This is a genomic window from Sphaerotilus sp. (assembly GCF_034519685.1).
Taxonomy (GTDB): Bacteria; Pseudomonadota; Gammaproteobacteria; order Burkholderiales; family Burkholderiaceae_C; genus Sphaerotilus.
This window is the reverse complement of sequence record NZ_JAXHOF010000003.1, coordinates 469,969-483,116: the sequence shown is the minus strand read 5'-3', so window position 1 is coordinate 483,116 and position 13,148 is coordinate 469,969. Positions and strand designations below refer to the sequence as shown.

Below are 13,148 nucleotides of genomic sequence, written 5' to 3'. Positions count from 1 at the left end.
AACCGCCTGCTGCGCGCCTTCGAGCGACTGGTCGATCCGTTTCCGTCTGCCGAGATATCGCCGCCGCCGCGCGGTTTTCTGGCGTTCATGTGGTGCTGCACCGAGGGCGTGCGGCCGTACATCCTGGCCATGGCGCTGCTGACGGCGTGCATCGGCGCGTTCGAGGCTTTCCTGTTCGGGCTGCTCGGGGACATGGTCGACTGGCTCAGCCACACGCCACCGCAGCAGTTGTGGGCGGAGCAGCGCGGCCAGCTGCTCGGGCTCGCCGCGCTGGTGATGGGCAGCACGGTGCTGGTGGCGCTGCAGACGCTGTTCAAGCACCAGACGCTGGCCGGCAACTTCCCGATGCGGCTGCGCTGGAACTTCCACCGCCTGATGCTCGGCCAGAGCCTGTCGTTCTACCAGGACGAGTTCGCCGGCCGGGTGGCGGCCAAGGTGATGCAGTCGGCGCTGGCGGTGCGCGACACGGCGCTGATCACCTGCGACATCCTGGTCTTCGTGGTCATCTACTTCGTGACGATGACGACGCTGGCCGGGCGGCTGGATGCGTGGCTGCTGTGGCCGTTCATGGCCTGGCTGGCGCTGTATGTGCTGTCGGTGCGCTACTTCGTGCCGCGGCTGGCGCGCATCGGGCAGCGGCAGGCGGACGCGCGCTCGCTGATGACCGGGCGCATCTCGGACGCCTACACCAACATCGCCACCGTCAAGCTGTTCTCGCACGGCCGGCGCGAGGCGGGGTACGCCCGCAGCGCGATGGGCGAGTTCCTCGGCACGGTCCACGGCCAGATGCGGCTCGTCAGCGGCTTCGAGGTCGTCAACCATGTGCTGAGCATGGGCCTGATCGCGGCCACGGCCGGGGTGGCGCTGTGGCTGTGGATGCGCGGGGAGGTCGGTGTCGGCGCGCTGGCGGCGGCGACCGCGATGGCGCTGCGCCTGAACGGCATGTCGCACTGGGTGATGTGGGAAATGACCTCGCTGTTCGAGCACATCGGCACCGTGCAGGACGGCATCGGCACGCTGTCCCGGCCGCGCACGGTGGTCGACCGGCCGGACGCGCCGGCGCTGGAGGTGCCGCGCGGTGAGGTCGTGTTCGAGGACGTGACCTTCTCCTACGGCGCCACCGACGGGCGCCCGCCGGTGATCCGCAACCTCTCGCTGCACATCCGCCCCGGCGAGAAGATCGGCGTGGTCGGGCGCTCGGGGGCGGGCAAGTCCACCATCGTCAACCTGCTGCTGCGCTTCTACGACGTGCAGTCCGGGCGCATCCTCATCGACGGCCAGGACATCGCCGGTGTCGCCCAGGACAGCCTGCGCGAGCACATCGGCATGGTGACGCAGGACACCTCGCTGCTGCACCGCTCGGTGCGCGACAACATCCTCTACGGCCGCCCAGAGGCTGGCGACGAGGCCATGGTCGATGCCGCTCGGCGTGCCGAGGCCACCGAGTTCATCCGCACGCTCAGTGACCCTGCGGGACGTCAGGGTTACGACGCCCACGTGGGCGAACGGGGCGTGAAGCTGTCGGGTGGCCAGCGCCAGCGCATCGCCATCGCCCGCGTGATGCTCAAGGACGCGCCGATCCTGCTGCTCGACGAAGCCACCAGCGCGCTCGATTCCGAGGTCGAGGCGGCGATCCAGGCCAGCCTGTATGCGCTGATGGAGGGCAAGACCCATCCCATTACACACAAGTCTGTCCGGTGAGGTGACGGGGAGACGTGAGGGAAACTGTCGGGATGACGAAGTGGGCGCAAGAAGAACTGAGGACGCTGTCGCTGGGCGACGCGAGGCTGGACAAGCGAGCGGTGCTGCTGGCGGAGCAGTTGGCGCAGAGCCCTGGGGCGAGCATTCCGAAGGCGTGCGGGGACTGGGGCCAGACGCAGGCGGCGTACCGGTTCCTGGGGCACGAGGACACGAGCGGGGAAGCGGTGCTGCAGGCGCACGCGCAGGCCAGCGTTCGGCGCATGCAGGCGCAGGCGGTGGTGCTGTGCTTGCAGGACACGACGGAGCTGGAGTTTGACGGGCAGAGCGCGCAGGGGCTGGGGCGGCTGAACTACGAGGCGCGGCGGGGGCTGTACGTGCATCCGACATACGCGGTGACGCCGCATCGAGAGCCGCTGGGGCTGGTGAATGCGTGGAACTGGGCCCGGCAGCCCAAGGGGCAGGACGGGCAGATCGACGAGGGAGTGCGCTGGGTGGAGAGCTACGCGCACCTGGTGGGGCTGGCAGAGGGGCTGCCCGAGACGAGGCTGGTGTGCGTGGGGGACCGGGAGTCGGACACGATGGCGCTGTTCGAGCGTGGACAGTGCAGCGGCTGGGCGGTGGACGTGCTGGTGAGGGCGCAGCATGACCGGGTGCTGCCGGGCAAGCAGGCGGGCAAGCTGTGGTCCAAGGTGATGGCAAGCGAGTCGCTGGGCACGGTGGTGTTCGAGATGCCGGCCGGGCGAGGGCGCAAGGCGCGAGTGGTGCAGCAGGAGCTGCGGGCGCAGCGCGTGGTGCTCAAGGCGGCGGGGCCGGACAAGGCCGGTGAGCCGGGGCGGCCAGCCATCGAGATGACGTGCGTGATCGCCAGCGAGGTGAATGTGCCGGTCGGGGCCAAGCCGGTGATCTGGCGGCTGCTGAGCAACCGAGCGGTCCAGACGCTGGAGCAGGCGGCCGAGATGGTGGAGTGGTACCGAGCCCGCTGGGAGATCGAGCTGCTGTTCCTGGTGCTCAAGGAGGGCTGCCGGGTCGAGCGGCTGCAGCTCGGTCACATCGATCGGCTGGAGACGGCCCTGGCGATGTACCTGATCATCGCCTGGCGCATCAACCGGCTGATGCGGCTGGGCCGGCAGTTGCCCGAGTTGCCGGCCGAGCTGTTCTTCGAGGACATCGAGTGGCAGGCGGCGTTCATCCTCAACCGCAAGAAGCCCCCGAAGGAGCGCCCGAAGCTCAACACCGTGGTGCGCCTGATCGCTCAGCTCGGCGGCTTCCTGGGGCGCAAGCATGACGGTGAACCCGGTGCGAAGACCCTCTGGCTGGGCATGCACGAGGTCAACACCTTCGTGCGGGGCGTGCGCTTCGCTAAGGAGATGGGGGCTTGTGTGTAATGGGATGGGCAAGACCGTCGTCGCCATCGCGCACCGGCTGTCCACCATCGCCGCGATGGACCGGCTCATCGTGCTGGACCAGGGCCGCATCGTCGAGCAGGGCGACCACCGCAGCCTGCTCGCGCAGGGCGGCCTCTATGCCCGCCTCTGGGCGCGCCAGAGCGGTGGATTCCTGGGTGAAGATGAAACTGAATGTGTCGGTGAAAATTCACCAGTTTGACCATTCAATCATGGGATCCCGCTACAGTTCTCCATAAGGTGCCGTTCGGTGACTTGGGGCCGGCATCCAGTGGGTACACTTGTCGAATTACCGGATGTCGATTGCTGTCACATGGCCCTAGCCTCTACGGGTAACCTGCCCGCCGTGTTTGATTTGAAAAGCGCATCGCTCACGCTGGTGGCTCTCGTGGTGAAGTCCCCGCGCTTGTCGGAGTTAGCCGAACAACTGCGGGTCCGACTCGGGCCATCGACGGAATTTTTCAATCAGGATCCGGTGCTCATCGATCTGGCGCAGATTCAGGATTCTGCCGAGGCGCTGGATTTTCAGGGTCTGATCGGACTGCTGCGCAGCTACAGCATGGTGCCGGTGGCCGTGCGCGGTGGATCCCCTGCCCAGATGGCCTCCGCCCGGGACGCCGGCCTGTGCGAAGTGCCTCCCCAGGAAGGCCCGCCGCCGGCGCGGGTTGCCGCACCACCTCCCGTGCAGCCTCGCACGTCATCGGTGATGGTGATCGACCGGCCGCTGCGCTCGGGCCAGCAGATCTATGCCAAGGGTTCCGATCTGGTCGTGCTGGCGCTGGTCAACCATGGCGCCGAGGTGATCGCCGACGGCAGCATCCATGTCTATGCCCCGCTGCGAGGCAAGGCAATTGCAGGGGCCACCGGAGATGTGAATGCCCGCATATTCACCACCTGCATGGAACCTGAATTGATCTCGATCGCGGGTATTTACCAGACCACCGATCCGCCGCTGCCGGTGGAGGTTCGGGGAAAATCCGCTCAGGTGCGACTGGATGGCGACACCTTGATCATCGAGCCCATCAAGGTCTGATGTTTTCCCCAATCGGCAAATAACAAACAAATCAACAGAAAGGACCTCGACGGATGGCCAAGATCATTGTGGTGACCTCCGGAAAGGGCGGAGTCGGCAAAACCACCACCAGCGCCAGCTTTGCGTCAGGACTGGCGATCAGGGGGCACAAGACCGTCGTCATCGATTTCGATGTGGGCCTGCGCAATCTCGACCTCATCATGGGTTGCGAGCGCCGTGTGGTGTATGACCTCATCAATGTCATCAACAGCGAAGTGCATCTGCAGCAAGCCCTGATCAAGGACAAGCACTGCGAGAACCTCTTCGTGCTGGCGGCTTCCCAGACCCGGGACAAGGAGGCGCTGAACAAGGAGGGCGTCGGCCGCGTGTTCCAGGAACTGTCGGACATGGAGTTCGAGTACATCGTCTGCGATTCGCCGGCCGGCATCGAGACGGGTGCGATGATGGCCATGCATTTTGCCGACGAGGCGCTGGTGGTCACCAATCCCGAAGTGTCCTCCGTGCGCGATTCGGACCGCATCCTCGGCATGCTGGCGTCCAAGACACTGCGGGCCATCGAAGGTCGGGAGCCCGTCAAGGAGCATCTGCTCATCACCCGCTACAACCCCACCCGTGTCCAGGGCGGCGAGATGTTGTCGATCGAGGACATCCACGAGATCCTGCGCATCAAGCTGATCGGCGTGATCCCGGAGTCGGAGGTGGTGCTGCAGGCGTCGAACCAGGGCGTGCCCGTGATCCACATGGCTGGCGCCGATGCTGCCGAGGCCTACAAGGATGTCGTGTCACGGTTCCTGGGCGAGGAGAAACCGATGCGCTTCATCGAACTGGTGAAGCCGGGATTCTTCAAGCGGTTGTTTGGCGCGAGGTGACCCCATGGGGTTTCTATCATTCATGCTCGGTGAAAAGCAGAAATCCGCGACCGTCGCCAAGGAACGCCTGCAGATCATCCTGGCCCATGAGCGCACTTCGCGCAGTGCCAGCCCGGATTACCTGCCGGCCCTGCAGCGCGAATTGCTGGCCGTGGTGACGAAGTACGTCGCCATCCACCCGAACGACATCAAGGTCCATCTGGAGCGCCACGACAACCTCGAAGTGCTGGAGGTCAAGATCGAGTTGCCCGAAGGACCGCGGGTCAGCTTCGAGAGTCAGCGCGGCGGCGGTGCCTGACAGCGCATGACCGTCGGTTCACCCCGCCATCCGCAGGGTGTCAGACGGTCCCAGCGCGGGAAGGGCGTTCCTGCGTCATCCATCTGTGCTTCCACCGTGTCCCAGGTCCGCACGCCGCGGCGGTCCACTGTCATGCGCAGCACCCAGCCAATGCGCGCCGGCGGCAGGTCGAAGCCGTCGAACAGGAAATTCCCCAGGCTCCAGATGATCGGCCGGCCCTTGTAGGTGTCGGCGCCCTGGGTGACATGCGGATGGCCGCCCACCACGGCGTCGGCGCCCGCGTCGATCATGCGGCGGGCGAGCTGTTGCTGGCGGACGGTGGTGTGGGGTTCGCGTTCCCAGCCCCAGTGCATGAACGGGATCACCACATCCGCACCCGCCCTGCGTGCTGCCCGGATGTCGGCGACCACCTGCCGGTCGTCGCTCCAGGCGATGCCGGGCCAGTTGGCGCCGGCTTCGAACGCCCGCGGCTTGAACTCGTTGTAGCCGAGCACAGCGATGCGCAGGCCGCCGCGTTCGATCCACAGTGGCGCATGCGCAGCCTTCAGGTTCTCGCCGCCGCCGAACACCGCGATGCCGGCGTCGCGCACGCGCTGCACCGTTTCCATGAACGCCGCACGGCCGTAGTCGCCGGAATGGTTGTTCGACACGGCGAGCGCGTCGAAGCGGCCCTTCAGCACCGGGATCACCCGTGGGTGGGCGCGGAAGTTGAAGATCTTGCTGTCCATCGGCTCGCCGACGGTGGCGATCGGGGATTCGAGGTTGCCGATGGTGAAGTCCGCGTCACGCAGCACGGCGTCGAACGCGGCCAGTGGGTCGCCACCGGCGGCGATCGTCTGCCCGGGGCCGTCGTCCAGCATCACGTCGCCTGCAAAGATCAGCCGGACGGGCGTGTCCGCCGCAGGTCTGGCGGCCAGGGCAGGGGCGCTCGCCAGCAGCATCAGGGTGGCCCATGCGAGCGGGCGCAGGGTCTTGCGCAGGGGGTTCATCAGGGGCTTGTCCATTCGCAGCGGTACTGCAGTTCGCCATCGCGCACCGGCTCGTAGACGGTCTGATGTCCCGTGAACTCGCCTGCGCGGCGCGGCAAGGGGTAGCGGCTCTGGTGGATCAGCACCGGCCCGTCATCCCGGTCCGAGAACGTCTCGATGCGCACCTCGTCCGGCAGGCCCGCTGCGCGCAGCACCACGAGCCGGAAACGGAAGTAGGAGCCGACCTCGACGGGCGCGACGGCCAGCGGGCTGGCGACCGGGCGGGCGTCGATGGTCCGGGTTTCGCCGCCGTAGTCGACGTGGCAGCGCACCCGTGGTCCGGCCACCGCCAGCGACGGCGCAAGCACCAGCGCCATCAGCACGGCTCGGCCGCTGCGTTCAACCCTGCGCATCGAACTGGTCCGCGTTTTTCCCGCGGATACCGGCGTAGAACTGCTTGATGACCACCATGTCGCGCTCGATGTCGCCGGTCGGGTGGAACACCGGACCGAGGCCGCCGACCTTGCGGTGGTAGTCGAGATAGGCCAGCACGATCGGCACCTGGGCCTGCAGCGCGATGTAGTAGAAGCCGGTCTTCCAGTAGCGCACCTTGCTGCGTGTGCCCTCCGGCGGCACGATCAGCTGCACCGGCCCTTCGGCCTCGGCCAGCGCCTGCGCCGAGGCCGCCACGAGGTTGTTCGACGTTTCCCGGCGCACCGCGATCCCGCCCAGCCAGTGCATCAGCCCGCCGAACGGCGCGCGGAAGATCTGCCACTTGCCCATCCAGTAGATGCGCAGGTCCAGCACGAACGCCACCATCAGCGTGTAGGGCAAGTCCCAGTTGCTGGTGTGCGGCGCGGCGATGACCACGCATTTGGTGACGCCGGGTGGCAGAGTCCCCTCGACGCGCCAGCCGGTCAGGCGCAGAAAGCGGGTCGAGAGCGCCTTGAAGACGGTGTTGACCCCGGGGGTGTCGAAGATGGTGCGGTGCATGGGCGCGGATTGTCGCCTGCCCGGATAATCCGCCCATGCAAGAAACCCCGAATGCCACCGACTCCTTCGCGCGCCTGCCGCTGTCGCCCGCCATGCTGGCCAACCTGGAGCAGCTTGGCTACACCCGCATGACCCCGATCCAGGCCGCCAGCCTGCCGCTCGCGCTGGCCGGTCACGACCTGATCGCGCAGGCCAAGACCGGCAGCGGCAAGACGGCAGCCTTCGCGCTGGCGCTGCTGGCGCGGCTCGACGTCGCGCGCCAGGACGTGCAGGCCATGGTCCTGTGCCCGACCCGCGAACTCGCCGACCAGGTCACGCAGGAGATCCGCCGCCTCGCCCGGGCGCAGGACAACATCAAGATCCTGACCCTGTGCGGCGGCGCCACCATGCGCCCGCAGGTCGACAGCCTCGCCCACGGCGCCCACATCGTCGTCGGCACCCCCGGCCGCATCGGCGACCACCTGGAGCGCGGCAGCCTGGTGCTGGGCGTGCTCAACACGCTGGTGCTGGACGAGGCCGACCGGATGCTCGACATGGGCTTCCACGACGACATCGCCTCGATCGCCCGCCAATGCCCACGCCAGCGCCAGACGCTGCTGTTCTCGGCGACCTACCCCGAGGGCATCGCCAGCCTGAGCCGCGAGTTCCTGCGCAACCCGCGCGAGGTCACGCTCAAGGAGGCCCACGCGCCGACCAAGATCCGCCAGCACTGGTACGAGGTCACCGAGTCGCAGCGCCTGCACGCCGTCGCGCTGCTGCTGAAGAAATACCGCCCCGAGAGCACGATCGCCTTCTGCAACACCAAGCAGCGCTGCCGCGACTTGGTGGACGTGCTGACCGCGTCCGGCTTCGAGGCGCTGGCGCTGCACGGCGACCTGGAGCAGCGTGAGCGCGACCAGGTGCTGATCCAGTTCGCCAACCGCAGCGCCTCGGTGCTGGTGGCCACCGACGTGGCCGCGCGCGGGCTGGACATCGCGCAGCTTGAAGCCGTCATCAACGTGGACATCACGCCCGACACCGAGGTCCACACCCACCGCGTCGGCCGCACCGGCCGAGCGGACGAGGAAGGGCTGGCGTTCAGTCTGGCCAGCCTCGACGAGATGGGGCGTGTCGGGCGCATCGAGGTGCTGCAGGGCCGCGAGACGGTGTGGTCGCCGCTGGCGGAGCTGTTCTGCGCTGAGGTCGAGGACGCTGCGCCGCTCGTGCCGCCGATGCAGACCATCCAGATCCTGGGCGGGCGCAAGGACAAGATCCGCCCCGGCGACGTGCTGGGCGCGCTCACGGGCGAGGCGGGCTACAAGGCGGACCAGATCGGCAAGATCAACGTCACCGAGTTCCAGACCTACGTCGCTGTGGACACCAAGGTCGCCCGGCAGGCCGCCGACCGGCTGAGCAAAGGCAACCTCAAGGGCCGCAAGGCGAAGGCGCGGCTGCTCAAGGACGTGCTGGCCGAGTCGGCGGCACGCGGCTGATGCACCCGCAGGCATCTGCACCAGGAGACGAGGAAACGAGGCGATGGGCAAGGACAAGAACGGTCAGAACGGCAAGGACAGCAAGGACGCCAAGGGTGACCGCCTCGGCAAGTCGGGCTACGCCGACGCGCTGGCGCCGCTGGAGGTCGAACTCAACCGGCTGGCGCGCTGGGTGGCGCACCACGGCAAGCGGGTGCTGGTCATCTTCGAAGGCCGCGACACCGCCGGCAAGGGCGGCGCGATCAGCGCGGTCAGCGACTGCCTGAACCCGCGCCAATGCCGTGTCGTCGCGCTGCCCAAACCGAGCGAGGTCGAGCGCACGCAGTGGTACTTCCAGCGCTACACCGCGCACCTGCCTGCGGCTGGCGAGATCGTGCTGTTCGACCGCAGCTGGTACAACCGCGCCGGGGTCGAGCAGGTGATGGGCTACTGCAGCGAGGACGAGGTGCAGCGCTTTCTGAGGCAGGCGCCTGCGTTCGAGCAGCTGCTGGTGGACGACGGCCTCCTGCTGTTCAAGTATTGGCTCACCGTGGACCAGGCCGAGCAGGAAGAGCGCTTCGCCGAGCGGCGCAGCGACCCGCTCAAGCGCTGGAAGCTGTCGCCGATCGACCTGAAGGCGCGCCTGAAATACCGCGAATACGGCGCCGCCCGCGACGCGATGCTGGAGGCGACGCACACGAAGCACGCCCCGTGGACGCTGGTGGACTTCAACGACCAGCGGCGCGGCCGGCTGACGCTGATCCGCCACCTGCTCGACCAGTTGCCCGACTGTGATGTGCCCGAGCCGCTCATCGACTTCGAACCTTTGCCGGCGCCAGCGGCGCGAGAATCGTTCACCGGCCCGTTGAAGCCGATTGCATCTTTCTGAACGGTTTGAACGGTCTGAACGAGGAGCGACCACTGCCATGAGACACCTGTTCCCCCGCGGCGCGCTGCCGCTCGTGCTCGCCGCTGCGCTGCTGGCGCTGGTCGGCTGTGACCAGCAGAAGATCGCCAAGCTCGAAGAGGGCGTGGCCAGCGAGATGGACGTGATGCGCGAGTTCGGCACGCCGCTCGACATCCAGCGCCTCGAAGACGGCACGCGGGTCTTCGAGTACACCCGCCAGCCCGAGGGCAGCACCAACTACTTCATCACCATCGGTCCGGACGGCAAGATGACCGGCCTGCGCCAGGTGCTGCACCCGAGCTACTTCGCCAAGGTCCAGCCGGGCATGTCGGTGCCGGAGGTGCGCAGACTGCTGGGGCAACCCGCCGAGAAGCAGGCCTTCCAGCTGAAGAAGGAAGAGGTCTGGGACTGGCGCTGGCTGGATGGCCAGACGCGCAAGGTGTTCCGCGTCACCTACGACTTCAACGGCAAGGTGCTGAACGCGGCGTCGCTCGACGACCCGCGCGACGTCTACCAGGGCAGCAAGTGACCACGCTGAACTACCTGCGCGGCTACTCGGCCGACCTGCAGGCGCAGGTGCTGGCGCTGGTCGCGCAGGACAAGCTCGGCGCGCTGCTGGCCCAGCGCCATCCCGAGCCGCATGAGGTCCGCACCGACCGCGCTCTCTACGACTACACGCAGGCACTGAAAAGCCGCTTTCTCCGCAGCGCCGAGCCGCTGGCCAAGGTGGTCTACGACCCCAAGCTCAAGGTCATCCAGCACGCCCTCGGCACCCACACCACCATCTCGCGCGTGCAGGGCGGCAAGCTCAAGGCCAAGCGCGAGATCCGGGTGGCCAGCCTGTTCCGCGACGCGCCGGCGGCGTTCCTGAAGATGATCGTGGTGCATGAACTCGCGCACCTGAAGGAGCGCGAGCACGACAAGGCGTTCTACGCGCTGTGCTGCCACATGGAGCCGGATTACCACCAGCTGGAGTTCGATCTGCGGCTGTACCTGACGCACCTGGACCAGGTGGCCACGGCCGCAACGGCGGTCACAGCGCCGGCGTGAGCGCGGGCAAGGGCGAGGACGCGGGCATGGCTGGTGGCTCGACCGGACCAGGCAGCGGCGCCAGACCAATCTCGCGGACCTGTCCACCCAGCGCCCACTCGGCGTAGCGCCAGTCGTCGCCGACCCGCACGACGCCATCTGGCACGACCGGAGTCGATTCGGGGCGCCCCGCCAGCGCCTGCTCCATGAAGCCGATCCAGATCGGCAAGGCCAGTGAACTGCCGGACGCCTGCTCTCCCAGGCTGCGCGGGGTGTCGAATCCGACCCATGCCACTGCGACGACACCGGGCTGGAAGCCGGCAAACCAGGCGTCGACGGCGTCGTTGGTGGTGCCGGTCTTGCCGTAGAGGTCGTTGCGCTGCAAGGTGCGCTGGGCGGGGGCGGCGGTGCCGCCGGCGCGGGTGACGTCCTGCAGCATCGTGTTGACCAGGAAGGCATTGCGTGCCGGGATGGCGTGGCTGTCGGCTTCGTGGGGCGGCAGGGGCGGAGGCTGGAAGACGACCACCCCCTGCGCATCCGTGATGCGGTCGATGAAGACCGGGGTCGTGTCCTGGCCGCCGTTGGCGAGCAGGGCATAGGCTTGCGCGAGCTGCAGCGGCGTGGTGCTGCCCGAGCCCAGGGCCAGTGTCAGGTTGTTCGGCAGGCGTGCAGCGTCGAAGCCGAAGCGGCCGATCCAGTCCCGTGCGCTGTCGAGCCCGATCTGCTGCAGCAGCCGCAGGCTGACGAGGTTCTTCGAGCGCACCAGCCCTTGGCGCACGGTGACCGGGCCATCGAAGCGGCCGTCCGCATTGCGTGGCTGCCAGCCGCTGAGGGCGGTCCCGGCCTCGGTTTCGGTTCCGGTGTTGGCGTCGCCGGTGTCACCGCCCAGCAGCGGGGCGTCGTTGACGAGGGTGTCGGGCATGATGCCCTGCTCCAGTGCGGCCGAGTACAGGAAGGGCTTGATGCTGGAGCCCGCCTGCCGCCAGGCCTGTGTCGCCCGGTTGAAGGGGCTGCGCGTGAAGTCGAAGCCACCGACCAGCGCGCGCAGCCGTCCGTTGCCCGGCTCCAGCGCGACGAAGGCGGCTTGCACCTGCGGCCACTGGGCGATGGCCCATCCGGCCTCCAGCCGCTCCAGCCGCACCACGGCGCCACGGCGAACGGCCAAGGCTTGGGGTGCATCCGGCAGCAGTGCATCCCGCACCCGTGCGAGGCCGGCGCCGGTGAGCTGGACGGTCTCGCCGCTGGCCATGTGCGCGGTGACGCCCCGCGGGCCGGTCTCGGTGACGATGGCCAGCCGCAGGTCGGTGTCGTCCTGGTGGTCGCGCAGGGCCTGGGCGGCTGCCCGTTCCAGCTCTGCGCCGCGCAGGAAGGGCAGCGGCTCGTGCGCTTCAGGGCCGCGCCAGGGCTGCTGGCGCTCATGGTCCAGCACGGTGGCGCGCAGCGCCGCATACGCCGCTTGCTGCTCGGCCGCCCGCACGGTGGTGTAGACCCGGTAGCCTTGCGCGTTCGCGGTCTCGCCGAAGCGGGCGACCACGGCCTGGCGCGCCATCTCGGCCAGGTACTCGGCATGGACCTCGGTGTGCGTGGGCAGCCGTATCGCCAGCGCCTCGGCCAGCGCCGTGGTGCGCTCTTCCGGTGTGATCAGACCGACCTTTTCCATGCGTCCTAGCACCAATGCCTGCCGGGCGCGGGCGCGGGCGAGGTTGGTGACCGGGTTGGCGTAGCTCGGGTTCTGGGGCAGACCGGCGAGCATGGCCGACTCGGCGATCGACAGCGCCGACAGCGGCTTGCCGAAATACACCTGGGCGGCGGCAGCGAAGCCGTAGGCGCGCTGGCCGAGGTAGATCTGGTTCATGTACAGCTCCAGGATCTGCGCCTTGCCGAGGCGCTGCTCGATCTGCAGGGCGAGCAGGGCTTCCTTGAGCTTGCGCTCCAGCGTCCGGCTGGGCGAGAGGAAGAAATTGCGCGCCACCTGCTGCGTGATGGTCGACGCCCCCTGGCGCATGCCACCGCCGAGGTTGGCCAGGACCGCACGCGCGATGCCGATCGGGTCGATGCCGATGTGCCGCTCGAAGCGCGTGTCCTCGATGGCCAGCACGGCGCCCTGCAGCATCGCCGGGATCTCGGCGATCGGCATGAACTGGCGCCGCTCGGCACCGAACTGACCGATCGGCACGCCATCGGCGGTGTAGACGATCAGGGGCTGCTGCGGTTCATAGTGGGTGACCTTGTCGAGCGGCGGCAGCTCTTGCCACAGGTGGGCAACGGCCACGCCGAGCGCTGCGCAGACCAGCACCACCACGGCCAGCACCAGACCGAACAGCACCTTGCCTGTCGTGCGCACGGCCTGCCAGCGGCGGCGGTGCGGGGGGAGAGTCGACTTCACGGCGAGGGGCGTGCGGCGCGGCAGGAGTGGGTGGACCCGCAGACTGTAGCGGCCGACCTCGCGGGCCGATCCTCGCCTAAGGAATGGGAAGGGGAATGTTCAGTGCACAC

Annotated in this window: 13 protein-coding genes and 1 pseudogene; 10 read left to right on the top strand and 4 right to left on the bottom strand. The window is 68.0% G+C overall.

Features of this window, described 5'->3' with window-relative positions:
* The first annotated feature begins 6 nt into the window (after positions 1 to 6).
* The 6 genes and pseudogenes from U5O44_RS05755 (at position 7) to minE (ending at position 5,304) form a co-directional block, all read left to right on the top strand.
* Positions 7 to 1,701 carry an ABC transporter ATP-binding protein gene (locus tag U5O44_RS05755; RefSeq protein WP_322588473.1) on the top strand — a complete coding sequence of 565 codons (1,695 nt, stop codon included), beginning with the start codon at positions 7 to 9 and terminating at the stop codon, positions 1,699 to 1,701.
* 14 nt (positions 1,702 to 1,715) lie between these two features.
* A complete protein-coding gene (locus tag U5O44_RS05750) occupies positions 1,716 to 3,086 on the top strand; it encodes an IS4 family transposase (RefSeq protein ID WP_473964707.1) in 1,371 nt (456 codons plus the stop codon).
* 7 nt (positions 3,087 to 3,093) lie between these two features.
* Positions 3,094 to 3,306, top strand: a pseudogene (locus U5O44_RS05745) (multidrug ABC transporter ATP-binding protein); the annotation flags it as partial.
* A 111-nt stretch (positions 3,307 to 3,417) separates the two neighbouring features.
* Positions 3,418 to 4,137 carry a septum site-determining protein MinC gene (gene minC, locus U5O44_RS05740; RefSeq protein ID WP_322587503.1) on the top strand — a complete coding sequence of 240 codons (720 nt, stop codon included), beginning with the start codon at positions 3,418 to 3,420 and terminating at the stop codon, positions 4,135 to 4,137.
* 53 nt (positions 4,138 to 4,190) lie between these two features.
* A complete protein-coding gene (gene minD, locus U5O44_RS05735) occupies positions 4,191 to 5,006 on the top strand; it encodes a septum site-determining protein MinD (protein WP_322587502.1) in 816 nt (271 codons plus the stop codon).
* A gap of 4 nt (positions 5,007 to 5,010) precedes the next feature.
* The gene (gene minE / locus U5O44_RS05730) at positions 5,011 to 5,304 is read left to right on the top strand and encodes a cell division topological specificity factor MinE (protein ID WP_322587501.1); all 294 of its coding nucleotides are present in this window, start codon (positions 5,011 to 5,013) and stop codon (positions 5,302 to 5,304) included.
* On the opposite strand, the gene U5O44_RS05725 is transcribed toward minE, so the two are convergent.
* From U5O44_RS05725 to U5O44_RS05715, 3 genes are read right to left on the bottom strand one after another with little or no spacing between them, the layout of a single operon-like run.
* A complete protein-coding gene (locus tag U5O44_RS05725) occupies positions 5,283 to 6,308 on the bottom strand; it encodes a CapA family protein (RefSeq protein WP_322587500.1) in 1,026 nt (341 codons plus the stop codon). The genes minE and U5O44_RS05725 overlap by 22 nt on opposite strands.
* Entirely contained in the window at positions 6,293 to 6,685 is a 393-nt protein-coding gene (locus U5O44_RS05720) for a hypothetical protein (protein WP_322587499.1), read from the bottom strand. Before U5O44_RS05720 ends, U5O44_RS05725 begins: the two co-directional genes overlap by 16 nt.
* The gene (locus U5O44_RS05715; protein ID WP_322587498.1) at positions 6,672 to 7,265 is read right to left on the bottom strand and encodes a 1-acyl-sn-glycerol-3-phosphate acyltransferase; all 594 of its coding nucleotides are present in this window, start codon (positions 7,263 to 7,265) and stop codon (positions 6,672 to 6,674) included. The genes U5O44_RS05720 and U5O44_RS05715 overlap by 14 nt, the downstream gene beginning before the upstream one ends.
* Before the next feature lie 35 nt (positions 7,266 to 7,300).
* Between U5O44_RS05715 and dbpA the strand changes: the two genes are divergently transcribed.
* The 4 genes from dbpA to U5O44_RS05695 are packed head-to-tail and all read left to right on the top strand — an operon-like array spanning position 7,301 to position 10,673.
* On the top strand, positions 7,301 to 8,737 hold the full coding sequence (gene dbpA / locus U5O44_RS05710) for an ATP-dependent RNA helicase DbpA (RefSeq protein WP_322587497.1): 1,437 nt from the start codon (positions 7,301 to 7,303) through the stop codon (positions 8,735 to 8,737).
* 43 nt (positions 8,738 to 8,780) lie between these two features.
* Entirely contained in the window at positions 8,781 to 9,605 is an 825-nt protein-coding gene (ppk2, locus tag U5O44_RS05705; protein ID WP_322587496.1) for a polyphosphate kinase 2, read from the top strand.
* 37 nt (positions 9,606 to 9,642) lie between these two features.
* Positions 9,643 to 10,152, top strand: coding sequence for an outer membrane protein assembly factor BamE (locus U5O44_RS05700; RefSeq protein ID WP_322587495.1), 510 nt, complete (start codon positions 9,643 to 9,645; stop codon positions 10,150 to 10,152).
* A gap of 5 nt (positions 10,153 to 10,157) precedes the next feature.
* Positions 10,158 to 10,673 (top strand): M48 family metallopeptidase, encoded by a 516-nt coding sequence (locus tag U5O44_RS05695; RefSeq protein WP_322588472.1) that lies wholly within the window; start codon positions 10,158 to 10,160, stop codon positions 10,671 to 10,673.
* Here the strand turns inward: U5O44_RS05695 and U5O44_RS05690 are convergent.
* Positions 10,657 to 13,038, bottom strand: coding sequence for a penicillin-binding protein 1A (locus tag U5O44_RS05690; RefSeq protein WP_322587494.1), 2,382 nt, complete (start codon positions 13,036 to 13,038; stop codon positions 10,657 to 10,659). The two genes, U5O44_RS05695 and U5O44_RS05690, sit on opposite strands and share 17 nt — an antisense overlap.
* Positions 13,039 to 13,148 lie beyond the last annotated feature (110 nt).

Excerpts from the sequence above, each read along its gene's own strand:
- minE (WP_322587501.1), top strand. The coding sequence starts at position 5,011 with ATGGGGTTTCTATCATTCATGCTCGGTGAAAAGCAGAAATCCGCGACC.
- U5O44_RS05700 (WP_322587495.1), top strand. The coding sequence starts at position 9,643 with ATGAGACACCTGTTCCCCCGCGGCGCGCTGCCGCTCGTGCTCGCCGCT.
- ppk2 (WP_322587496.1), top strand. The coding sequence starts at position 8,781 with ATGGGCAAGGACAAGAACGGTCAGAACGGCAAGGACAGCAAGGACGCC.
- U5O44_RS05720 (WP_322587499.1), bottom strand. The coding sequence starts at position 6,685 with ATGCGCAGGGTTGAACGCAGCGGCCGAGCCGTGCTGATGGCGCTGGTG.
- U5O44_RS05715 (WP_322587498.1), bottom strand. The coding sequence starts at position 7,265 with ATGCACCGCACCATCTTCGACACCCCCGGGGTCAACACCGTCTTCAAG.
- minD (WP_322587502.1), top strand. The coding sequence starts at position 4,191 with ATGGCCAAGATCATTGTGGTGACCTCCGGAAAGGGCGGAGTCGGCAAA.
- dbpA (WP_322587497.1), top strand. The coding sequence starts at position 7,301 with ATGCAAGAAACCCCGAATGCCACCGACTCCTTCGCGCGCCTGCCGCTG.
- minC (WP_322587503.1), top strand. The coding sequence starts at position 3,418 with ATGGCCCTAGCCTCTACGGGTAACCTGCCCGCCGTGTTTGATTTGAAA.
- U5O44_RS05725 (WP_322587500.1), bottom strand. The coding sequence starts at position 6,308 with ATGGACAAGCCCCTGATGAACCCCCTGCGCAAGACCCTGCGCCCGCTC.